The sequence below is a fragment of the Arthrobacter sp. ov407 genome, from assembly GCF_900102895.1.
Classification (GTDB): domain Bacteria; phylum Actinomycetota; class Actinomycetes; order Actinomycetales; family Micrococcaceae; genus Arthrobacter.
Map to the genome: position 1 here is coordinate 195,383 of NZ_FNGD01000005.1, position 22,270 is coordinate 217,652.

Sequence of the window (22,270 nt, forward strand, 5' to 3'; positions counted from 1 at the left end):
CACTACTTCTTCCGAGCCTCAAGTGCGCTAATCAGCTGGGGTACAACCTTGAAGACGTCGCCCACCACACCGAAGTCGGCGATCTCGAAGATCGGCGCGTCTGAATCCTTATTGACTGCGACGATCGTCTTCGCGGTCTGCATGCCAGCCCGGTGCTGAATCGCGCCGGAAATGCCCAGTGCGATGTACAACTGTGATGACACGGAAACCCCGGTCTGTCCGACCTGCTGCGACTGCGGGATGTAGCCTGCATCCACTGCGGCACGTGAAGCGCCAACGGCGGCACCAAGGGTATCGGCGAGCTGTCCAACGAGGGCGAACTGTTCCTCCGACCCGAGGCCGCGGCCACCCGCGACAACCTTCGCGGCACCACGCAGCTCCGGCCGCGAGGTGGCGGCAACTGCCTCCTCGAACGAGTCGATCCGCGCGGCCGGCTTCTCGGAGGGCGTCACTGCCAGGGTCTCCGACGCCGGCGGCTGGGCCGTGGCGCGCGCCTCGATGGAGCCCTGGCGAACCGTAATGACCGGCGCCCCAAACGTGGACGTTGACGTCACGTTGTAGGCACCGCCGTAGATGGAGTGGTGTGCCACGACGCCCTCGTCATCACGTGACACCCCGATCGCATCGGCAGAAATCGCTGCACGCGAACGGGCAGCGTAGCGGCCAGCAACGTCGCGGCCATTCAGGGAATGCGAAATCAGGATTGCGTCTGGCTGCACCTGCTCCGCGGCGGCGGCAAGCGCGTCAACGCTCGGCACGCCGAGCGCGGACGGATCCGAAGTCTCCGCGATCAGTACGCGCGCGGCACCTAGGGCCGCGGCTTCCTCGGCGGCGGCACTCCCGGTGCCGGGTGAGGCAAGCACCAACGCAATTGGCGTGCCGACTGCAGCGGCAGCGCCCAAGAGTCCGGGTGCAGCCTTCTCGAGTTCACCGGAAGGCCCGGTTTCCACGACGACGAGGATTGCGTCACGAGGGAATTCAGTCATGTCGTTACTCCTTACGCCAGTCGGTTTTCAATGAGGAAGGCAGCGAGCTTCTCGCCGGCATCACCCTCGTCGATGATCTTCACGCCCGCCGCACGCGGGGGCTTCTCTGCAACGGTCAGCATGATCGAACGCGCCGCGTCCGGGTTGTCGGCCGTGATCCCGAGGTCTGCGAGGGTGAGCATCTCAAGGGGCTTCTTCTTCGCGGCCATGATTCCTTTGAAGTTCGGAAAGCGCGGCCCGGGAAGCGCCTCCGTAATGGAAATTACCGCGGGCAGGTTCGCGGATACCTTCTGCACGCCGGATTCGACGGGCCTGGTGCCGGACACGGCGCCGTCGCTGATCTCTACGGAGCTGAGGCCGGTAGCGAGCGGCACGTCAAGCAATTCGGCAAGCATCGCGGGAATCATGCCGCCGGATCCATCGGTGGAGACGTTGCCAGTGATCACAAGGTCAAACTCAACGCGACGGAGCGCCGCTGCGAGGGTTTCAGCGGTCAGTCCAAGATCCGCACCCCGGAGCGCCTCGTCACAGACGTGGGTGGCGCTTCCCGCACCCATCGCCAGCCCCTTGCGTATCGTTGCAGTGGCACCCTCAGGAGCGAGGGACAAGATTGCGACCTCAGTGCCCGCGTTCGCGTCGGCGTATGTCAGTGCCAGCTCCAAGGCCCGCTCACCGATCTCATCAATGACTATCTCGCTGGCTTCTCGATCGGCGAGGCCTGTTTCAAGGTTCAGTTTTCGGTCCCCGTACGTGTCGGGGACCTCCTTTACTAGGACGATAATCTTCATCGATGGCTCTTCCTGTGGCGGGCTTGTCTCTAGAGGAGACACGTCGGATCTCCATTGAGTCTACAAAGTGGGGCCCTTCCTGGCGGACAGGGCCCGTGTCGTGAATTGCAGTGCCTATTAGCGTCGGGCCGTTTTCCGCGTTAGCGTCCCTGAGATGACGGTCACTTATCCTCGGAAACTCGTTCGCGGTGATTTGATCCGTGTTCTCGCGCCCGCCCGGAGCCGGGCCATGGTCACTGAACACGACCACAGCGCCCTGATCGAGGAACGGTTCGCCCGGATGGGGCTGCGCCTTTCGTATGGGGACCACGTCGACGAACGTGACAACCTTGACTCCTCGTCCATCTCCTCGCGGGTCGCGGACCTCCATGCGGCTTTCGCGGACCCGGAGGTGGCAGGCATCCTCACCGTCATTGGCGGATTCAACAGCAACGAACTCCTTCCCTATCTTGACTGGGACCTGATTGCGGCAAATCCCAAGATTCTGTGCGGCTATTCGGATATCACCGCCCTGCAGAACGCCATCCTTGCCCGCACGGGGCTGGTGACGTACTCCGGGCCGCACTGGTCCAGCTTCGGAATGAGGGACCACTTCGAACAAACCCGGAAGTGGTTCATCGAAGCCCTCTTCGATGACCGGCCCATCGATTTGAATCCCTCCGAATCGTGGACCGACGACGACTGGTTCCTGGATCAGGACGCCCGGAACCCTCTGGCCGGGGAGGATTGGTGGGCGCTGCAGCCGGGCACGGCGTCCGGCCGCGTCGTCGGCGGCAACCTCTGCACGCTCAATCTGCTTCAGGGAACGCCATACATGCCGGCCCTGAACGGTGCGCTGCTGTTCCTGGAAGATGACTTTGAAAGCCATCCGGCAACGTTCGCCCGCGACCTGACGTCCCTCTTGCATCTGCCGGACGCCAAGGGTATCCGGGGACTGGTCATAGGCCGATTCCAGAAGGCAAGCCGGATGTCCAGGGACGTTCTGCAGCACATCGTCTCGACCCAGTCGGGACTCACCGGGCTGCCTGTCCTGGCCAACACGGACTTCGGCCACACGCAGCCGCAAAGCACACTGCCCATCGGCGGCCGGGCCGAGCTGACCGTCGGGCCCATGAGCGCACTACGCATCATCGAGCACTAACCAACTCCATGAGCAGCATGTCGATGACCAGATCGGTTCGGGGACGGACTGCTGGCCGGGCTAGACTCGCACGCTGGGGAAAGAACACCAAGGCCGCCGGCAGCCCTGTTCGGGCAGGCGGCGCAATCTCAACCGAAAAGTGATTCTGCAACGTGACTTCGAAGAATATTGCCCGTCCTCTCGCCGCCGCCACCCTCCTCACCGGCCTCGCCCTCGCTGGTTGCTCGGCCCCCCAGGCCGGCAGCGCGCCGTCGTCCGCCGCGGGCACGTCCGCTGCTTCGGCCTCCAGCACGCCGAGCCCCAGCGAGACCTCTGGACCGTTCGGTGATTTCGCCAGCGCCGGCGAGGCCTGCACCACGATCAAGGAGCAGGCCGCCGGCGCCACGCTCCTTCCGCTGTCGGCCGCCCAAGGCAAGACCGCGGAGCTGGAACAGTTCAAAGCGGATCTGGCCGAGACGGCCGGGCGCGTCCCGGACAGCCTCAAGGCCGATTTCGCCAACCTCAAGGAAGTGGCCGTCGCGGGCGTCACCGACCAGACTGTCTTCTCCAGCGGCAAACTCCAAGCCGCCATGGCACCCGTAACAACCTGGATCACCAGCAACTGCAAATAGGGAGTTAGGGCGGGCCATCGCCGGCATCGGCTCCCGGCTGACATCGCGAAGCTGACAACCGTACGCCAGTCCTGCTCCCCGATGCACTTCGCTGGTTCCCACGGCCCCCACCTGCGCCGGCCGTGGGAACGGGCCCTGCAAGATTCCCCCGCGCGGCCCAAGTCAGGGACTAGGGTGGTGTCAAAGAGAAGGGGGAGTGCGTTATGGAATACCAGAATTCTCAACCCGTTGCCGGTCCTGCCGCCGGCCTGCCCGTTGCCGGCCAGCACGTTGCCGATCCCGCGACCGGGCTGCCCGTGGACGGTCTGCCCGTGCCGGCGGGCACCGGCCGCACGGTCATATCGGAAGCCGCCATCGCCAAGGTCGCCGGCATCGCCGCCCGATCGGTGCCCGGCGTCTACTCGTTGGGATCAGGCCCGTCACGCGCCCTGGGGGCCATCCGCGACGCCGTCGGCAGCGCCGATCACGCGGCGGGCGTCCGCGTGGAAGTCGGCGAATCTCAGGTCGCCGTGGACATCGACCTCGTCGCGGTGTACGGCACTCCTCTGCATGCCCTTGCGGACCAGATCCGCGCCGCCGTCTACTCCGCCGTCGAGGAACTGGTGGGGCTCGAGGTGATCGAGGTAAATGTCGAAATCAATGACGTCTATGTGCCCGGCCCGGCCAAACCGGCCACGTCCGCCGAGGCCCGCCCGGTCAGGGAGGCAATCCAATGAGTCTGACGGTAGTGGGAATCGCGATGGGGGCCTTCGTGGCTTTCATGTCCTTCCAGTTCGGTGTCTGGGGCTTCCTCGGTGCCCTGATCTTCATGGGCGTCGGCGCTCTCCTGGGCCGGGCCGCGGAGGGGAAGCTGGACCTGCGCAGCGTGTTTGACGCCCTCACGGGCCGGCGTTCCTCCTCATGAACGTGACGGCTGAAACGCCGATCCGCGGCGTCGCGATGGCCGGGCACAACCGCATCAGCACCCAGGCTCTGACGTCCGTGGCGCGGGCGGCCGCGGGTGAGGCCCTCGGTGTGTCGGCGCACGACGTGCGCGCCGACTGGTCGGACGATGACGGGCTGCTCGCGCTCTCGCTCGTCATGCCCGTCGCGGTCCCGAACCTCAAGGTGGTTGTCCAGGATCCCGGCCGAGTCGCTGGCTTCGGCGGTTCCATCTGGGAGCGTGCCGTCGCGGCCAAGGCCCAGATCCTGCGCCGCGTGACCGGGCTGACCGGAGCGAAGCTGAGCCGGGTGGACATCCGCATCAGCGGGGCCACCGTGCGCGGGGGAGGTCGGGTGCGTTGAGCCAGGACACGCAGAACCCCGGTATCGGCTCCGTCCCGTACGACGCCGATGCGGTGCGGGGGAGCGCACCGCTAGGTTCCGGCGCAGCGGGCATGGACCGTATTTTGAAAAGGGAGACGCACACATCGCGGGCTGTCGTCTCCGTGATGGCGGCCGCCCTGGTGATGGCGGTGTGCGGTTATGCGCTGCTTGAGACTGCGGTCCGGGCGATCGGGCAGCCGCCGTGGCTCGTGGATCCGCAGACCGCGGCCGAGCGGGTGGTCGCGCTCCCGGCCGGAATCGGGCCGCTCCTACTCGTCGCCATCGGCGCCGTGACCGCCATGGCCGGATTGTTTTTCTTCCTCAACGCCGTGCTGCCCGGACGGCGGGCGCGCCACCTGCTCCCGGACCGCCGGGCCGCCGTCGTGGTGGACGATGAGGTGATCGCCGCGGCCCTGGCGCGCCGGGCCCGGCTGGCCGCCAACGTGACTCAGGGGCAGGTGATGGTGGTCGTGTCGCGGAACCGGGTCATGGTCAGCGTCCGGCCGACCTCCGGTGTGCCGCTAAGCCCGGACGCCGTCCTGGAAGCCGTGCGGCATGAGCTGCAGGAAATGGGCCCGTGGCCAATGCCGGAAGTGCGGATCCAGGTAGCCACGGCCGGGGTGGTGGGGGCATGAACAACACTCCCCGGGTCCTGAACCGCATCCTGATCGGCATCCTTGGCATTATGCTCCTCGCCATTGGCGTCCTCCTGGTGCTGCTGGCGAGCGTCCCGGCCGTCGGCGTGTGGTGGCATGAATGGGCGGGCGGTGTCCTGAACTTCTGGCTTGATTTGTTCGAACGGACGCAGTTCCCCCGCCGCCAGGGGAGCTGGCTGTGGCTTGTCATCTGCTTTGTGCTGGTGGTGGTGCTTGGCCTGATGGTCGCCTGGATTGCCCAGCAGGGCAGGGGCCGGACCAGCCTGCTCGTGGCCGAGGAAGACCCGGGCGACGTGCCGGGGAACGTCGGAATCGGCGGCGGCGTGGCGGAGCAGACGATCCGAGCAGCCCTCGCGGATCGGCCCGACCTTGCCGGAGTCACGGTAGTCGCCTACGAAATCAAGGGTGAGCCGGCCCTCAAGATCCGGGTGGAGCCCCGCCAGGGTGTCGCCCCGCACGCGCTCGCCGCCGAAGTCTCTTCCCTGGTAGAGGCGCTCGACGCGGTGATCGGCAAGCGCACCCCCGTCCTGATCCACATCGGATCCGGGACACGGTCGCGGTTTGGCCGGGCCGAGCGGGTCCGCTGAGGCGGCTCCCCGACGGGGCCCGGCATCTCCTTTGCACAAAGGTTTCATGTAAACGCTTGCATTACGCACTGCCTGTTGATTACTGTGATGGTCGGCACACCACCGGTTCGGCCGTTTTTCACCGGTACTCAGCGAGGAGCACTACAGAATGAAAACCCGCAATCTCCTACTTCCCATCGCCACGGCAGGCGTTTTGGCCATGACGCTCTCGGCCTGTGGCGGCGGTGGTGGCGGCACTACCGGCGGCAACGACGCCGCCTCGCAGGGCCTGGACGGCCGCGGGCCCATCACCTACGTCCAGGGCAAGGACAACAGCAACGTGGTCCGTCCGCTGATCGACAAGTGGAATGCCGCCCACCCGAACGAGAAGGTCACGTTCAAGGAGCAGACCGACCAGGCCGACCAGCAGCACGACGACCTCGTCCAGCACTTCCAGGCCAAGGACCCCGGGTACGACGTTGCAAGCGTCGACGTCGTCTGGACCGCTGAATTTGCCGCCAAGGGCTGGCTGCAGCCGCTCAAGGACAAGATGGCGCTGGATACCTCGGCTATGATCAAGCCGACCGTCGATGCCGCCTCCTACAAGGGCACGTTGTACGCGGCGCCGGAATCATCCGACGGCGGCATCCTTTACTACCGCAAGGACCTCGTCCCCACGCCCCCGAAGACCTGGGACGAGATGATGAGCATGTGTTCCGTCGCCAAGTCCCACAACATGGGTTGCTACTCCGGCCAGTTCAAGAAATATGAGGGACTGACCGTCAACGCCTCCGAGGCGATCAACTCCGCCGGCGGAGCCGTGCTGGACGAGAACGGCAAGCCCAACCTGCTCACTGCGGAGGCGAAGGCCGGCATGGCGAACCTGGTCAAGGCCTACGCGGACGGGGAAATCCCGAAGGAAGCCATCACCTTCCAGGAAGAGGAAAGCCGCCAGGCCTTCCAGGACGGCAAGCTGTTGTTCCTGCGCAACTGGCCCTACGTCTACAACCTGGCCACCACCGAAGGTTCCTCGAAGGTCAAGGACGTCCTGGGCATGACCGCCCTTCCGGGTAAGGCCGGCCCGGGCGCCTCATCCCTCGGCGGCCACAGCGCTGCGGTCAGCGTCTACTCGAAGAACAAGGCCACGGCACTGGACTTCCTGAAGTTCCTCACCACGGAGGAGACCCAGAAGTTCTTCGCCACGAAGGGTTCGCTCGCCCCGGTCCTCGGCTCGCTTTACGACGACAAGGAGCTCGTCGCCAAGCTGCCGTACCTGCCGGTCCTGAAGACCTCGATCGAGAACGCAAAGCCGCGCCCGGTCACCCCGTTCTACCCGGCTGTCACCAAGGCCATCCAGGAAAACGCGTACTCCGCCATCAAGGGCGAGAAGACCGTAGACGCGGCCCTGTCCGACATGCAGAAGTCCATCGAGTCCGCTAGCGCGGGACAGTAGGTCCATCATGGCAACTGAAGTAGGCCCGACGTCGGTCAAGGCACCGGCGTCGGGCGGGGCACCGATCCATCACGCACCCAAGGGTGTTGGAGAGGACAACCGCATCGCGACGCAGGGGCGCTGGGCAGCCTGGCTCCTGGCGCCGACCATCATCGCATTGTCAGTAGTGATCGTGTACCCGATCATCACCGCCATTGTGATGTCGTTCCAAAAGGATGCTGGTCTGGACCCCGCCACGGGTCTCTTCACCGAAGGTGGCCCGGCCGGCTTCTCGAACTACACCAACTGGATTTTCCAGCAGTGCCCGGCTCCCGGCGGCGGAACCGTCGACTGCCCTCCGGGAACACTCGGTGCGCAGTTCTGGTCCGCCACCGGCACCACCTTCTTCTTCGCCGCCGTCACGGTGGCACTGGAGACGGTGCTCGGCTTCTGGATGGCCGTCATCATGGCCCGTGCCTTCAGGGGCCGCAGCCTGGTCCGGGCAGCTGTCCTGGTGCCGTGGGCCATCCCCACCGCAGTTACGGCCAAGTTGTGGCTGTTCATCTTCGCCTTCGAAGGCATCGGCAACAAACTCTTCAACACCGCAGTCCTGTGGACCGGCAGCGAATGGCCGGCCAGGTGGGCAGTGATCATCGCAGACGTCTGGAAGACCACTCCCTTCATGGCGCTGCTGATTCTCGCCGGCCTGCAGATGATTCCCGCGGAAGTGTACGAGGCAGCCAAGGTCGACGGCGCCTCAGCATGGCAGCGGTTCCGGATGATCACCCTGCCGCTGGTGAAGCCTGCGCTCATGGTGGCCATCTTGTTCCGCACCCTGGACGCACTGCGCATGTTCGACCTCCCGTACATCCTGACGGGCGGGGCCAACAACACCACCACGCTGTCCATCCTGGTGATCAACCAGATCAGGCAGGGCTTCAACGCGGCGGCGGCCTTGTCCACCATCACGTTCTTCATCATCTTTATAGTGGCCTTCATCTTCGTACGCTTCCTCGGAGCGAATGTGGTGGAGCAAACCGGCGCAGGTAAGGGGAAGAAATGACCGCCGCGACCGAACTACGCGCAGAGCAGGACCGGGGACGGAAGGCCGCGCAGAACCGCGAGAAGTGGGCCCACGGACGCACCTACATCAGCGCGGCCGTGATCCTCTTCTGGTGCCTGGCGCCCGCGTACTGGATGGTGGTGACGGCGTTCCGTGACGTCGGCTACACCTACGACACGTCGCTCTTGCCGACCCACGTGACGCTGGACAACTTCAAGACGGCATTCGACACGTCCTTCGGCAACCACTTCGGCCAGGCCCTGCTGAACAGCTTGTTCATCGGCACCGTCGTCACCCTGGTGTCGCTGGTGATCGGCGTGTTTGCCGCCTATGCGCTGGCCCGCTTGAACTTCAAGGGCAAGTATCTCGTGCTGGGCTTCATCCTGGGAGCCTCCATGTTCCCCGGCGTCGCCCTCATCACGCCGCTGTTCCAGCTCTTCACGAACATCGGGTGGATGGGGACGTACCAGGCCCTGATCATTCCGAACATCTCGTTCGTGCTGCCGCTGACCGTCTACACCATGACGTCCTTCTTCCGGGAGATGCCGTGGGAGCTGGAGGAATCGGCGCGGGTGGACGGCTGCACGCAGGGACAGGCCTTCCGGCGAGTCATCATGCCGCTGGCAGCCCCGGCCATCTTCACGACGGCGATCCTGGCCTTCATCTCCTCGTGGAATGAATTCCTGATCGCCAGCCAGCTCTCGTCCGACGCAACGCAGCCGGTCACGGTGGCCATTGCCAGCTTCGCCGGTGCGCAGCCCAACCAGATCCCATACACCGCGATCATGGCTGCGGGAACCATCGTGACCATTCCCTTGGTCATCCTGGTGCTGGTGTTCCAGCGAAAGATCGTCGCGGGCCTCACCGCCGGCGCGGTTAAGTGAGTGCGGCGTCATGACTGACGAGAACCTGGGCCACGTGCCGGCGACGCGTCGAAAGGTGCGCTCCGGCGAGGACTTCGACATCATCATCGGGTTCCTCGGCTTCTGGACCGTGGTTTTGCTGGCGGTCACCGTCTGGATGGAGGTGACCGCCCAGCCGGCCCTCTTCTGGGCCCTGGGACTGCTGGCCATGCTGGGTGCCCTCTACGGGATGATCCGGCTGCGCCGGCGTTTGCCGGACCGGACGGCCAGCCGGCGCGGCTAGGCAGCCAGGTGCCAGGACTATTCATCTGCCGCGGGGGAGGCGGGCACAGCACGTCTGCGGGCAGCCGACAGGTTTCCGCGGACCGTCAACAAGGGGACAAAGGTGGCACGGACAGAAAGGGCGCAGCGCGGCGGCCACTCCGGCGTCAGCATTGAGGATGTAGCCGCCGCTGCCGGCGTATCCACGGCCACCGTATCCCGGGCCGTCCGCGGACTGCCCCGCGTTTCCCCGGCGACGCGGGAGAAGATCCTCGGGATCGCCGAATCCTTGGGCTACGTCGCCTCCTCCTCGGCTTCCGGCCTGGCCACGGGCCGGACCAAAACCATCGGCGTTCTGGCCCCGTTCGTCAGCCGCTGGTTCTTCTCCAAAGCCATCGAGGGCGCAGACCGGGAACTGCACTCCCGTCAGTACAACCTTTCGCTCTTCAACCTCGGCGGCCATGGCAGCAACCGTGAGCGGCTTTTCAGCAAGACCATGGTCTATAAGCAGATTGATGCCCTGTTGGTCCTCTGTATGGCGCTCACCCACGAGGAAATCGAGCATCTCCAGAAGATCGATATCCCGCTGGTGGTGGTGGGCGGCCATGTCGAGGAGTGCCCCTATATCGGCATTGACGACTACGCCGCGGCCGCGACCGCGGTCCGCCACCTGATCGGACTAGGCCACACCGACATCGCGCTCCTGCACGGCGATGACGAAACCGACCTCAACTTCGACGTCCCCAGGGTCCGGATCCAGGCCTTCCACGACATCATGCGCGAGGCTCGGCTGCCCGCCCGGGCCGAGTGGGACGTGTGGGGGGACTTCACCGTTCGCAGCGGCCAGGAGGCGTTCCGGCGGCTCTGGGCCGCCGACGGGCCCAAGCCCACAGCAATCTTCTGCGCCTCGGATGAGATGGCCATGGGCGTCATCTTCGAGGCCAGCAAGGCCGGTGTGCGCGTCCCGGAGGATTTGTCGGTCATCGGCATCGACGACCACGACTTCGCCGAAGCGATGGGTCTCACCACGGTCGGACAGCGGCCGGACCTGCAAGCCGAACTCGGCACCAAGATGCTGCTGGACGAGCTCGACGGAATTGCCGGGGCCGTGCAGTCCGCCGTGGCGCCGCACCGGCTGATTGTGCGGACGACGACGGCGCCGCCGCTACGGAAGTCCGCGCGGCTCTCCGGCCTGGTCTAGGAAGCGCGGGCCAGCTGGCGGATGGGCACCCAGCGCGAGGCCAGCCGTCGGTAGGCCGCGGCGGCGCCGGTCATGTCGCCCTCCGCCAGGCACTCAATACCGAGGCGCACGTCCAGCGGCGAATCGTCCGGATAGACCTTGTCTGCCACGCCGCCGTAATCGAGTTCCACTGCCGAATCCGGGTGGAAGAGTTCAAGCCATTCCGTGAGCTGGGTCAGGTCCTCGAGCATGTCGAGATCGGGCGCGGCGAGGGCCAGGTGCGCCACCGCGTAGCTCACGCGCTCCAGTGCCTTGCCGATGCCCGCACGGATGCGGACCGTCACGATGTGGCCCTCGGCTTCGACGACGTCGGTGGGATCCGATTCCTGGAAGAGGCAGAACCAGCTGAAGGGGATGCCCCATGTGGACGCCCGGGTGTGGACCCGGCTCAGGCCATCGTGGGCCCGCACCTCATCAATGCGTTCCTGGTGCTTGTCCCGCTGTTCTTCCGGGATCAGGAGCTGGGCCAGGGGCCCGTGGATGCCTTCCATCAGGGCATTGGCGGCCAGCCCGGCGCGGAGGACCATCTGGCTGGGGCAGTACAGCAGCCGGCCGGCCTGCGGTGCGGCGGCAGTCCCGGGGCCGGGCTCGGCGCCGTCGTGCGCTGCGGCAGAGGGCGCCCGCCGTGCCGGGGCCGGGACAACGCGTACGAGGTCGGTCCGGCCGGTGGGAAATGGGTCCCCGTCGGACCGGGTGATGCGGCCCAGGGACGCCAGGAGCTCGGCGTTCTCCACGGCAGCCCGGGACGCCAGACCGGCGCCGGCGGCTCGCAGGGTTTCCTGCTGCTTCTCGGGGAACGCCTCGAGGGGCTCGTAGATCCGGAGCGCGGAAGAGAACGGCAGCCCGGACTGTCCGTGGTAAATGTTCCCCGTCATTGGATCACGACGCTTCCCTGGGCGGCAGCCATTAGTCCGCCAGTTCCGCAATCACCGGAGCGTGGTCTGAGGCGCCCTTGCCCTTGCGCTCCTCGCGGTCGATCATCGCACCGGTGACCCGTGCCGCCAGGGCCGGGGATCCGAGAATGAAGTCGATCCGCATTCCTTCTTTTTTCGGGAAGCGCAGTTGCGTGTAATCCCAATAGGTATAGACGCCAGGTCCCGGGGTGTGCGGGCGGACCACATCCTGGAAGCCAGCCTCCTCAAAGGCGTGGAAGGCGGCCCGCTCGGGTTCACTGACGTGGGTGAGGCCTTCGGAGCGGAAGTAGTCGATGTCCCAGACGTCGTCGTCCAGGGGCGCGATGTTGAAGTCCCCCATCAGCGCGATCTGCGCCTGGGGGTCCTCCTTGACCCAGGTGCCGGCGTGGGTTTTCAGGATGTCCAGCCAGTTGAGCTTGTAGGGCATGTGTTCGTCGTCGAGGGCGCGGCCGTTGGGGACGTAGAGGCTCCAGACCCGGATGCCGCCGCACGTGGCCCCGATGGCGCGGGCCTCCTGCACAGCGTCCTTGCCGTTCTTGCCGAACACGGGCTGGTCCAGGAAGGTGCGTTCGACGTTGTCGAGTCCCACGCGGGAGGCGATCGCGACGCCGTTCCACTGGCTCAGGCCGAAGTGCGCCACCTCGTAGCCCATGCTCTCGAAGAGATCCCAGGGGAAGTTCTCGTCCTTGCATTTGGTTTCCTGGATGGCCAGGACGTCACAGTCCGTGCGCTGAAGCCAGGCCTCCACACGGTCGGCGCGGGCGCGGAGCGAGTTCACATTCCAGGTAGCTATCTTCACAGTCCCTAACTTACCGAACTTGGCCCCCGGACGAAGCAGCCAGCAGGTTCCGGCCTCTGGAAATTAGTAGGAAGTCCGAGTATATTCGGCTGCAGAGATGATCTAGGTCACATGCAAAGGAGCATTCGGTCATGGTTCGAGAACTATCCCATTACATTGACGGGCAGCGCGTGGACGGCACCTCAGGCCGGTTCAGCGATGTCTATGATCCCTGCACCGGCGAGGTCCAGTCCCGGCTGCCGCTGGCCAGCGCAGAGGAAGTGCGCAATGTGATTGCCAGCGCGGAAAAGGGGCAGGTGGAATGGGCCGCGATGAATCCGCAGCGCCGCGGCCGGGTCCTGCTCAAGTTCGTGGACCTGGTCAACGAGCACATGGACGAGCTCGCCACCCTGCTGTCCTCCGAGCACGGCAAGACCTTCCCCGATGCCAAGGGTGACATCCAGCGCGGCATCGAAGTTGTGGAATTTGCCGCCGGTGCCCCGCATCTGCTCAAGGGCGAGTTCTCGGACAACGCCGGCACCGGCGTCGACGTGCACTCGATGCGGCAGCCCCTCGGCGTCGTTGCCGGCATCACGCCATTCAACTTCCCGGCCATGATCCCGCTCTGGAAGTCCGGGCCGGCGCTCGCCGCCGGCAATGCCTTCATCCTCAAGCCCTCCGAGCGGGACCCCTCCGTGCCGCTGCGCCTGGCCGAGCTCTTCACCGAGGCGGGCCTCCCCGACGGCGTCTTCAACGTAGTCAACGGGGACAAGGAGGCTGTGGATGCGCTGCTGGAGGATCCCCGGGTCCAGGCCATCGGGTTCGTCGGTTCCACGCCCATTGCCCAGTACATCTATGCCACCGCCGCAGCGAACGGCAAGCGCGCCCAGTGCTTCGGCGGCGCCAAGAACCACATGGTGATCATGCCCGACGCAGACCTGGACATGGCTGCGGACGCCCTCATCGGGGCAGGCTTCGGCTCCGCGGGCGAGCGCTGCATGGCGATTTCGGTGGCCGTTCCGGTCGGCCGGAAGACCGCGGATGCACTCGTGGAGAAGCTGCAGGCGCGGATCGCCGGCCTCAAGGTCGGCCACAGCCTTGCCAAGGATTCCGACTTCGGCCCGGTCGTGGCGGCCTCCGCGAAGGAGCGGATCGAAGGCTACATCGCCTCCGGCGTCGAAGAAGGCGCCAGCCTCGTGACCGACGGCCGCGGCCTGAAGGTGGAAGGCTATGACGGCGGCTTCTGGGTCGGTCCCACGCTGTTCGACAACGTCACGAAGGACATGAAGATCTACAAAGAGGAGATCTTCGGCCCGGTCCTGAGCGTGCTCCGCGCCGAAGACTACGACGAGGCCCTCCGGCTCTGCAGCGAACACGAGTTCGGCAATGGCGTGGCCATCTTCACCCGCGACGGCGACTCCGCCCGCGACTTCGCCAGCCGCGTCCAGGTAGGCATGGTGGGCATCAACGTTCCTATCCCCGTGCCGATCGCGTACTACACCTTCGGCGGCTGGAAGGCCTCCGGCTTCGGCGACCTCAACCAGCACGGGGCCGACGCCTTCCGCTTCTACACGAAGACCAAGACGGTCACGAGCCGCTGGCCTTCCGGCATCCGCCAGGGCGCCAGCTTCGTCATGCCGGAAGGCAGCTGATGGGGGCGGACGTTGCGCGGGTAGCGGACAGTGGAGCAGCGGCCGGCGAATGCTTGCCCGGGGAAGCAGAGGAAGTCCTGTTTGAACGGCGCAGCCGGCTCGGCGTCGTGACCCTCAACCGGCCCGCGGCCGTCAACGCCCTGACGGCCGGGATGGCCTCCGCCATGCTCGAACAGCTGACGCTCTGGGCCGACGACGACGCCATCGCCGCGGTGCTGGTCCGCGGCGCCGGCGACCGGGGCCTCTGCGCCGGCGGCGACATCGTCGCCATCTACCGGGACATGCTCGACGGCGGGGACGCCACCGCGGACTTCTGGGCAGACGAGTACCGGCTGAACCTGCTCATCTCTGAATACCCCAAACCGTACGTGGCGTTCATGGACGGGCTGGTCCTGGGCGGCGGCGTGGGGATCTCGGCGCACGGCTCTGTGCGGATCGTCACCGAACGCACCCGCACGGGCATGCCCGAAACGACGATCGGGTTCGTGCCCGACGTCGGCGGTACCCTCCTGCTCTCCGGCTCGCCGGGGGAGACCGGCACGCACGCGGCCCTGACGGGCGCCCATCTGAGCGGCGCGGACGCGCTGTTCCTGGGCCTCGCCGACCGCTTCGTGCCCTCCGCCAGCCTGGCTGAACTGGCGGTGGCGCTCGAGACCGAGGCGGTGGAATCCGCCGTCGCCCGTTTCGCCGAAACGGCTCCACAGTCAGTCCTCGCCGCACAGCAGGAATGGATTGACGCCTGCTACTCCAGCGACGACGCCGAGGAGATCCTGCGCCGGCTGCGCACGGCGGGCGGGGAGGCCGCCAGCGCCGCGGACACCATCGAGGCCAAGTCGCCGACGGCGGTGAAGGTGGCCCTGGAGTCCCTGCGCCGCGTCCGCGGACTGAGCCTGGCGCAGGCGCTCGAGCAGGAATACCGCGTGGGCCTGCGCTTCCTCGCCGGACCGGACTTCCGCGAAGGAATCCGCGCCCAGGTGGTGGACAAGGACCGCAACCCCCGCTGGAAGCCAGCCACCCTCGCAGAGGTCACCCGAGCGGACGTCGCGGCTTACTTCGCCCCGCTGGGCGGGCGCGAACTGAAGCTCTCTCCAAAGGAGAAGAACAAGGAGAAGAACAATGTCTGAAGCAGGAGCCTCTCTTACCGGGACCATCGCCTTCCTGGGCCTGGGGCACATGGGCGGCCCGATGGCCGTCAACCTGGTCAAGGCCGGCTACCGGGTGACCGGCTTCGACGTCGTGCCGGCGGCCCTGGACGCCGCCCGGGAGCACGGCATTCCAACCGCAGGGACGGCAGCAGAGACGGCGGCGGGAGCCGCCGTCGTGCTGACCATGCTGCCCAGCGGCAAACACCTCCTCGACGCCTACCGCGGCACCGGCGGCCGGCCCGGCCTGCTTGAACTGGCCGCCCCGGGCACCATGTTCCTGGACTGTTCCACGATCAACGTGGACGAGGCCCGCGAGGCCGCGGAACTCGCGGTCGCGGCCGGTCACCGGGCCGTCGACGCCCCCGTGTCCGGAGGAGTGGTGGGGGCCGAGGCCGGCACGCTCACCTTCATGGTCGGTGCCCTCCCGGAGGACTTCGAGGCCGTCAAGCCGCTGCTGGAAGTCATGGGCAAGCGCGTGGTCCACTGCGGCGCGCACGGTGCCGGCCAGGCGGCCAAGATCTGCAACAACATGATCCTGGGGATTTCGATGATCGCCGTCAGTGAGGCGTTTGTGCTGGGCGAGAAGCTCGGACTGACCCACCAGGCACTGTTCGATGTCGCCTCCGCCGCCTCGGGACAGTGCTGGGCGCTGACCACCAATTGCCCCGTGCCCGGGCCGGTCCCGACGAGCCCAGCCAACCGGGACTACCAGCCCGGCTTCGCCGGAGCGCTCATGGCCAAGGATCTCAACCTGGCCCTCAACGCGCTCCAGAGCACCGGCGTCGCGGCCCGGCTGGGCCCGCTCGCCGCCGAAATTTACGATAGCTTTGCCGCGGAAGGCGGTGCCGGCCGGGACTTCTCCGGCATCATTACCGACATCCGTGAAAAGTCGGAAGCAGGCAAATCAGAAGCCGGCGCGGCCGGGCACTAGTCCCGGACCGAAGCTGCACGCACAACCAGAACCAGAACCAGAAGCAGAACCAGACGAGAACCACCTAAGGGGACCACACATGACGGAACAGTATGCGAACATCCTGGTGGAGCGCCGCGGCCGCGTGGGCATCGTGACGCTCAATCGGCCCGAAGCCCTGAATGCCTTGAACAAGGCCACGATGGACGAGCTGGTGCGGGCCGTCACCGGGATGGACGCGGACCCGGAGGTCGGTGCCGTGGTGGTGACCGGTTCCGCGAAGGCCTTCGCCGCTGGCGCGGATATCAAGGAAATGCAGTCCAAGGGCTACATGGACATGTACGCGGCGGACTGGTTCCGCGGCTGGGAGGACTTCACCCGGCTCCGCATCCCCGTCGTGGCAGCCGTGTCCGGCTTCGCGCTGGGCGGCGGCTGCGAGCTGGCGATGATGTGCGATTTCATCATCGCCGGGGACAACGCCAAGTTCGGCCAGCCGGAGATCAACCTCGGCGTGCTCCCCGGCATGGGCGGCTCGCAGCGACTGACCCGCGCGGTGGGCAAGTCCAAGGCGATGGACATGATCCTGACCGGCCGTTTCATGGACGCCGAGGAGGCCGAACGCGCGGGCCTGGTGTCCCGTGTGGTCCCGGCCGCGGACGTCGTCGAAGAGGCGCTGAAGGCTGCCGAGGTGATCGCCTCCAAATCCAAGCCGGTGGCGATGGTGGCCAAGGAGGCGGTGAACGCGGCGTTCGAGACCGGGCTTGCCCAGGGCGTGCTGTTTGAACGGCGCGTGTTCCACTCGCTGTTCGCCACCGAGGACCAGAAGGAAGGCATGGCCGCGTTCACCGAGAAGCGGCAGCCGGAGTTCAACCACCGCTAGGCGAAACCGGCCGGGGCGCGGCGGCGTCAATCGCCGGTCCGTGGCATTACGTGAAGATGTCGGCCACGTACCTGCCGTGGGTGCGTTCTACTTCATCCATCCACGCCTCGGCCTCCGCCTTGGAGGCGTGCGTCGCCTCCTGGTAGATGAGGACGCACGTGTCCCGGACCTGCGGCGCCATGTGCTTGCCGTCGCCGCAGACGTAGACCGTGGCGCCCTGCTGGACCAGCTCGACGACGTCGGCCCGGTCTGCCCAAAGCCGATCCTGGACATACTTCAGGCCGTCTTCGGGGGCGGTGGAAAAGGCCGGCCGCAGATCGAGGTTGGCCTGGTCCGCCCACGATGCAAGTTCCGCGCGGTAGAGGAAATCGGTGTCCGGGGCCCGGCAGCCGAAGAACAGCAGGGCAGGCGCCGGCGTCGTATCCTCGGCCTCGGCCCGCAGCGCCCGGTCCTGGACGAATCCGCGGAAGGGTGCCAGCCCGGTCCCTGCACAGACCATGATGAGCGGGACGTCCAGGGACGGAGGCGGGTGGAAAGCCGCGTTCGAGGGACGGACAGTAACCGCGACCCTTGACCCGGGCCTGGCCTGGGCGAGGTAGGTGGAAGAGGCGCCTTCGAAGACGCCGCGGCCCGACCACGCCGGAGCCTGGATGACGGCGAAGGTCAGGGTCGCGTGGTCGGGGCTCCAGAGCGGGGACGAGGAGATGGAGTACCGCCGCGGGGTCAGCTGTGTCAACAGTTGCAGGAACGAAGTGAACGACAGCTGGCATGACGGATACGTCTCCAGCAGATCCAGGAGGGAGACCCGCTTGTCGAGGATCTCGGCCGAGTGGCGCCCGCGGTCCTCCGCCAGCGCCTCAAGTTCCCGGCGATGTTCAGGATCCGCCGCGACATCAGCCAGGTCCTCGAGTTGGGTACGGGTGGCGGGGACCGCGAGTTCCACGTAACTGCTCAGCAGTTCGCCCACGGCTACGGGCGCACCCGTGGGCAGGAAGGTGTCTCCCCGCTCCATACTCAGCTGGACGTGCGAGTCGTAGTCGAGGTTGAAACGGACCAGGGCCCGCTGCACGAGTTCGCTGGGATTCAGCGGCAGCACGGCCAGATAGTCCCCTGTCCGGTAGCTCATCCCCTCGGGTAGGGCGATCTCGACATGCCGCTTGGACCGGGCGCCGGGCTTGGCCAGATCGACCAGTTCCCGGTTCGCGACGACGGTGCCGAGTGCCAGCCCGTTCTGGCGCAGCAGCGGGTCCCGGACGTTGCCGACGAACTGGAGTTCAAGCTGGGGCTGCGCGGTCGGCGGGCTGGTCCTCTGCCCGAGGGCGGCGTCCACCGCGGGCCAGAATCCCGCGTACCACTCGTCAAAATCGCCGAAGAAGTCGCCGCGGGCGTTGGCTTCGCCCCGGGCGTAGATCCGCGTGGCGCCGGCAACCTCGAGCCGGGCGTCGATGGCCTTCGGCACCTCCTGGTACGTTCGCGCCCAGTCCTTGTTGCCGTTGCCGAAGACCGTGTACCGCATTCCGGCGAGGCTGCCCGGCGGCAGGCCCTCGGTCCAGGCCACGAATTTCCGGGCGTTGTCCGGCGGCTGCCCCTCGTAGGAGGACGTGACGATTGTGACGAGCCCCTCCGTCGGCAGCCCGCCGGCCGCTTCGTCGAGCGGGCCGATGGTGGGGCTGTAGCCGCGCCGACCGGCGTCGTTGGCGATGCGCTGGGCGAAGTCCTTGGACGTGCCTGCATTGGAACCGTAGAGCACACGGATCGGGACGCCGTTGGGTGCGGCGGCCGCCGCTGCCGCTTCGGCCTGCCAGGCATGTTCGACGGGGGCCTGCGGGCCGGCCGCGATCGCGACGTCCCGCCTGCGCACGTGGATGAACAGCCCCTCTGGCTTCATCGTCAGCGTGTGCTTGATCTGCAGTTCATAGCCCGGGTCCGCCGCCGTGACCTCGAAGCGCTGCAGGAGCTTGGCCAGGAAGAGCATGGCCTCCTGCAGGGCAAATCCCCGGCCGATGCAGGAGCGCTGCCCGTTGCCGAAGGGCTTCCAGGCATTGGCAGGGATTTCCGCGGCCCGAACAGGTGAGAACCGGTCCGGATCGAAGGTCCCGGCGTCCTCGCCCCAGGCCGCCTTGTCCCGGTGCAGCTGCGGGATCAGGACCATGATGGGCTGGCCTGCCGGGACCTCGTATTGGCCGCCAAGCGTCGTGTCCTCGTGCGGGGCGACGTTGAACGCCGGGGCGGTGGGCCACAGCCGGAGCGTCTCCTTGAGGATCTGGTCCAGGTACCCCAGCCGGGGCAGGTGCTCGAACCGGGCGCTCTCGGTGCCGAGGACCTCGTCCACTTGGGCGCGAGCCTTGGCCAGGACAGCCGGATGGCGCAGCAGTTCGTAGAGCGCAAAGGACAGCAGGCCGCTGGTGGTCTCATGCCCGGCCACCAGAAACGTGACCATCTGGTATCGGACGTTTTCCTCGCTCAACCGCTCGCCGGTCACCGGGTCCGCGGCGTTGAGCATGGTGTCCAGGATGTCCTCGCTGCCAGCCGGGCTGGGTTTGCGCCGACGGTCGCTGATCATCTGGTCGGCGACCTCGAACATCAGGGCATGGTCTTCCTCGAGCTGGTGGCGCTTGCGCAGCATGATCTTGTTCTGGACCGGGAGCCTGCGCGCCCGGTCCCCGGACTCGACCAGACCACGGACCATGGCCCCGACGAAGGGATGCATCTCCTCCCGGTAGAGGCTGTTGAAACGGTAGCTGAACGAGCACAGGGCAATGGTGTCCAGGGTCAGCCTGGTGGTGTTGTCCGGGACGTCGATCCGGGCCGTCGGGCCGAGCCGTTCCCATTTCAGGAGCAACTGCTCGGCGATGTCGTCCATGCCGCTGAACATCCGCGTCAGCGCCGCTGGCCCGAACGCCGGCATCAGGATCCGGTGCGCCTTCTGCCAGTTAAGTTCTTCTGTTCTTGCAGTGAACAATCCGTCGCCGATGAATTCCCGCACCTGCCGAAGGGAAACGCCCAGCACCTTGCCGAAACGGGACTCGTCGCAGACTTCGTTGACGAGCTGCTGGGAAGAGATGGCGATGATGCTGCGGTTGAAGAACTGGATGCGGACAATGGGGCCGTACCGCTCTGCCACCTCGACTATTCCCAGGATTCCCTTGCTGGAGTCGATGTCGGGCAAGTTGCCGACCACCGGCTTCGGGGGAGGCTGCGGTATGGGGACGCTGGGCGAAGTCATGGCCCCTCCTAGGCGATCGCCAATTGACGCTCTGTGAGCACTAATTGCTGCCTGGCCGGACGGCAATGTCCGGCTCCGAACCACGATACTCCGGTCAGATTCCGGGCAAAATAGCCGCCCATCAGGGCGGGACGGGTGATTCTCATGTGACAAGAGGTGCCAATGGTTCGCTGGTAGCATCTGACCGGTGGGCAAAGGGCAACTTCACCGGACAGTAGGGCTGGTTATCGCAGCGATCGCCGGCACCGCGGCGGCGATCTTGTGGGCCGCCGTCGCCTCGGACGGCCCCGCACAAGCTGACGGGCCGCCGCACGGCTTCATCCTGGGAGTGTGGAACGTGCTCTACAGTACGAACGCTCCGGGTGCCCGGATCCTGGGCGCGGCGGTCGCGCTCGCCGTGCTGCTGGCCGCCGGCGTCGCCCTGCTGGAGCGCCGGATCACCACCCGGTCGCGGCGGTCTGCGAACGTGCGGATCGCTCCGCTGGCACCGAAGATCGTGATGGCAGCGACGCGCGGAGTCTATGCCGGGCCCGTCACCGTCACCGTGCTCATCCCGGCCCACAACGAGGAAGTCTCGCTGCCCTCTACGATCGCCTCGCTGCGGGCGCAGTCCCACAGCCCCGATCGAATCATCGTAGTGGCGGACAATTGCACCGACAGCACCGTGGACCTCGCCCGCGACGCCGGCGTCGAGGTCTATGAGTCGGTCGACAACACGAAAAAGAAGGCTGGCGCCCTCAACCAGGTGCTCAAGCGAGTCCTCCCCACGCTCGGTGCCAACGACATAGTGATGGTCATGGACGCCGACACCCAGCTCGATGACGGCTTCCTCGATGCGGCCGTGAACCGCTTCGTGGACGACCGCGCCCTGATGGCGGTGGGCGGCCTGTTCTACGGGGAGGAAGGCCACGGTGTCCTCGGCCAGTTCCAGCGCAACGAGTACCTCCGTTACGGCCGGGAAATCAAGCGCCGGCGGGGGAGGGTTTTCGTGCTGACCGGCACCGCGTCGCTCTTCCGTCCCGTCGCCCTGCGCACCATCGCGGAGCAGCGGGGCAAGTCGATTCCCGGCACGCGGGGCGACGTCTATGACACCGCGGCGCTGACCGAGGACAACGAACTCACCATCGCACTCAAGTCGCTTGGCGCCCTCATGATTTCCCCGACGGCGTGCACCGTGGTCACCGAACTCATGCCCACCTGGTCCACGCTGTGGGCGCAGCGGTTGCGGTGGCAGCGGGGAGCGCTGGAGAACATTGGCGCGTACGGGGTCACGTCCCAGACGACGCGCTACTGGGTGCAGCAGCTCGGAATCGGCTACGGCGTGATTGCCCTCAGCGCCTACCTGCTGTTGATCTTCCTCATGGTGTTCTCACTGGACGTGTGGATCTGGTTCCCGTTCTGGCTCGGACTTGGCGGGGTGTTCATGATCGAGCGCGTCAGCACAGTCTGGAAGGGCGGCTGGCGGGCCAGGATCCTGGCCCTCACCCTCTTCCCCGAACTCTTCTTCGACATGTTCCTGAACATCGTCTACATCAAGGGCATCATCGACATTTCGCTGGGCCGGACCGCGAACTGGAAACACGTCACCCACACCAACGCCGCCCAGGCCGTCAAGGAGTCCGCATGAGTCTCACCGGCGTGCCCGTCCCCACGGGCATTCTCTTCCCGCAGCAAGTCCTGGACTCGGAGTGGTTCGCCATCCTCGCGACGTTTGTTGCCATCAATACCGTCATGTACGCTGCCCTGGCGGTCGCGAAGGTGCTGCCAAAGGTCCACCGCCCCGGCTGGCTCCGGCCCCCGCATGAACGCGGCGAAACCCGGAGCATCCACCCCGACGCGCCCCGCTGAGGATC

The 22,270-nt window shown here is 66.4% G+C and carries 23 protein-coding genes; 18 read left to right on the top strand and 5 right to left on the bottom strand.

Annotation, left to right across the window (positions count from 1 at the left end):
- Positions 1-2: 2 nt before the first annotated feature.
- Positions 3-986, bottom strand: a complete 984-nt coding sequence (locus BLS42_RS08435) for an electron transfer flavoprotein subunit alpha/FixB family protein (RefSeq protein WP_090579355.1) — start codon at positions 984-986, stop codon at positions 3-5.
- 11 nt (positions 987-997) lie between these two features.
- Entirely contained in the window at positions 998-1,774 is a 777-nt protein-coding gene (locus tag BLS42_RS08440) for an electron transfer flavoprotein subunit beta/FixA family protein (protein WP_090579358.1), read from the bottom strand.
- A gap of 154 nt (positions 1,775-1,928) precedes the next feature.
- Here BLS42_RS08440 and BLS42_RS08445 point away from each other — a divergent pair, with 154 nt between their 5' ends.
- The 12 genes from BLS42_RS08445 to BLS42_RS08500 all read left to right on the top strand — a co-directional run bounded on the left by BLS42_RS08445 (position 1,929) and on the right by BLS42_RS08500 (position 10,873).
- Positions 1,929-2,915, top strand: a complete 987-nt coding sequence (locus tag BLS42_RS08445; protein WP_090579362.1) for a S66 family peptidase — start codon at positions 1,929-1,931, stop codon at positions 2,913-2,915.
- Between the two features lie 152 nt (positions 2,916-3,067).
- Positions 3,068-3,526, top strand: coding sequence for a hypothetical protein (locus BLS42_RS08450; protein ID WP_090579365.1), 459 nt, complete (start codon positions 3,068-3,070; stop codon positions 3,524-3,526).
- Positions 3,527-3,729: 203 nt separating this feature from the next.
- Complete coding sequence (locus tag BLS42_RS08455) at positions 3,730-4,242, top strand: Asp23/Gls24 family envelope stress response protein (RefSeq protein ID WP_090579368.1); 513 nt, start codon at positions 3,730-3,732, stop codon at positions 4,240-4,242.
- Entirely contained in the window at positions 4,239-4,430 is a 192-nt protein-coding gene (locus tag BLS42_RS08460) for a hypothetical protein (RefSeq protein WP_090579371.1), read from the top strand. Before BLS42_RS08455 ends, BLS42_RS08460 begins: the two co-directional genes overlap by 4 nt.
- On the top strand, positions 4,427-4,810 hold the full coding sequence (locus BLS42_RS08465; protein ID WP_090579374.1) for a hypothetical protein: 384 nt from the start codon (positions 4,427-4,429) through the stop codon (positions 4,808-4,810). The genes BLS42_RS08460 and BLS42_RS08465 overlap by 4 nt, the downstream gene beginning before the upstream one ends.
- Positions 4,807-5,466 carry a DUF6286 domain-containing protein gene (locus BLS42_RS08470; RefSeq protein WP_371129534.1) on the top strand — a complete coding sequence of 220 codons (660 nt, stop codon included), beginning with the start codon at positions 4,807-4,809 and terminating at the stop codon, positions 5,464-5,466. Before BLS42_RS08465 ends, BLS42_RS08470 begins: the two co-directional genes overlap by 4 nt.
- Positions 5,463-6,074, top strand: a complete 612-nt coding sequence (locus BLS42_RS08475) for a hypothetical protein (protein ID WP_090579380.1) — start codon at positions 5,463-5,465, stop codon at positions 6,072-6,074. Before BLS42_RS08470 ends, BLS42_RS08475 begins: the two co-directional genes overlap by 4 nt.
- A gap of 148 nt (positions 6,075-6,222) precedes the next feature.
- Positions 6,223-7,506, top strand: a complete 1,284-nt coding sequence (locus BLS42_RS08480; protein ID WP_090579383.1) for an ABC transporter substrate-binding protein — start codon at positions 6,223-6,225, stop codon at positions 7,504-7,506.
- 7 nt (positions 7,507-7,513) lie between these two features.
- Positions 7,514-8,548 (top strand): carbohydrate ABC transporter permease, encoded by a 1,035-nt coding sequence (locus BLS42_RS08485; protein ID WP_090579385.1) that lies wholly within the window; start codon positions 7,514-7,516, stop codon positions 8,546-8,548.
- Positions 8,545-9,432 (top strand): carbohydrate ABC transporter permease, encoded by an 888-nt coding sequence (locus BLS42_RS08490; RefSeq protein ID WP_090579388.1) that lies wholly within the window; start codon positions 8,545-8,547, stop codon positions 9,430-9,432. The genes BLS42_RS08485 and BLS42_RS08490 overlap by 4 nt, the downstream gene beginning before the upstream one ends.
- Before the next feature lie 10 nt (positions 9,433-9,442).
- Complete coding sequence (locus BLS42_RS08495) at positions 9,443-9,694, top strand: hypothetical protein (protein WP_090579391.1); 252 nt, start codon at positions 9,443-9,445, stop codon at positions 9,692-9,694.
- Between the two features lie 102 nt (positions 9,695-9,796).
- Complete coding sequence (locus BLS42_RS08500) at positions 9,797-10,873, top strand: LacI family DNA-binding transcriptional regulator (protein ID WP_090579394.1); 1,077 nt, start codon at positions 9,797-9,799, stop codon at positions 10,871-10,873.
- Here the strand turns inward: BLS42_RS08500 and BLS42_RS08505 are convergent.
- Both BLS42_RS08505 and BLS42_RS08510 read right to left on the bottom strand, forming a co-directional pair.
- Entirely contained in the window at positions 10,870-11,787 is a 918-nt protein-coding gene (locus BLS42_RS08505) for a DUF8083 family protein (protein ID WP_090579397.1), read from the bottom strand. The genes BLS42_RS08500 and BLS42_RS08505 overlap by 4 nt on opposite strands.
- A gap of 31 nt (positions 11,788-11,818) precedes the next feature.
- Positions 11,819-12,625: an exodeoxyribonuclease III gene (locus tag BLS42_RS08510; protein WP_090579400.1), complete on the bottom strand. Its 807-nt coding sequence runs from the start codon at positions 12,623-12,625 to the stop codon at positions 11,819-11,821.
- A gap of 131 nt (positions 12,626-12,756) precedes the next feature.
- Between BLS42_RS08510 and BLS42_RS08515 the strand changes: the two genes are divergently transcribed.
- From BLS42_RS08515 to BLS42_RS08530, 4 genes are all read left to right on the top strand, one after another.
- Positions 12,757-14,256, top strand: a complete 1,500-nt coding sequence (locus BLS42_RS08515) for a CoA-acylating methylmalonate-semialdehyde dehydrogenase (RefSeq protein WP_090579403.1) — start codon at positions 12,757-12,759, stop codon at positions 14,254-14,256.
- Complete coding sequence (locus BLS42_RS08520) at positions 14,256-15,380, top strand: enoyl-CoA hydratase/isomerase family protein (RefSeq protein ID WP_256336341.1); 1,125 nt, start codon at positions 14,256-14,258, stop codon at positions 15,378-15,380. The genes BLS42_RS08515 and BLS42_RS08520 overlap by 1 nt, the downstream gene beginning before the upstream one ends.
- Positions 15,373-16,332, top strand: coding sequence for a 3-hydroxyisobutyrate dehydrogenase (gene mmsB, locus BLS42_RS08525; RefSeq protein ID WP_090579406.1), 960 nt, complete (start codon positions 15,373-15,375; stop codon positions 16,330-16,332). The genes BLS42_RS08520 and mmsB overlap by 8 nt, the downstream gene beginning before the upstream one ends.
- A 79-nt stretch (positions 16,333-16,411) precedes the next feature.
- Positions 16,412-17,191 carry an enoyl-CoA hydratase gene (locus BLS42_RS08530; RefSeq protein WP_090579409.1) on the top strand — a complete coding sequence of 260 codons (780 nt, stop codon included), beginning with the start codon at positions 16,412-16,414 and terminating at the stop codon, positions 17,189-17,191.
- 46 nt (positions 17,192-17,237) lie between these two features.
- On the opposite strand, the gene BLS42_RS08535 is transcribed toward BLS42_RS08530, so the two are convergent.
- The gene (locus BLS42_RS08535) at positions 17,238-20,417 is read right to left on the bottom strand and encodes a bifunctional cytochrome P450/NADPH--P450 reductase (RefSeq protein WP_090579413.1); all 3,180 of its coding nucleotides are present in this window, start codon (positions 20,415-20,417) and stop codon (positions 17,238-17,240) included.
- 187 nt (positions 20,418-20,604) lie between these two features.
- Here BLS42_RS08535 and BLS42_RS08540 point away from each other — a divergent pair, with 187 nt between their 5' ends.
- Positions 20,605-22,044: a glycosyltransferase family 2 protein gene (locus BLS42_RS08540; protein WP_256336342.1), complete on the top strand. Its 1,440-nt coding sequence runs from the start codon at positions 20,605-20,607 to the stop codon at positions 22,042-22,044.
- On the top strand, positions 22,041-22,265 hold the full coding sequence (locus BLS42_RS08545; protein WP_256336343.1) for a hypothetical protein: 225 nt from the start codon (positions 22,041-22,043) through the stop codon (positions 22,263-22,265). Before BLS42_RS08540 ends, BLS42_RS08545 begins: the two co-directional genes overlap by 4 nt.
- Positions 22,266-22,270 lie beyond the last annotated feature (5 nt).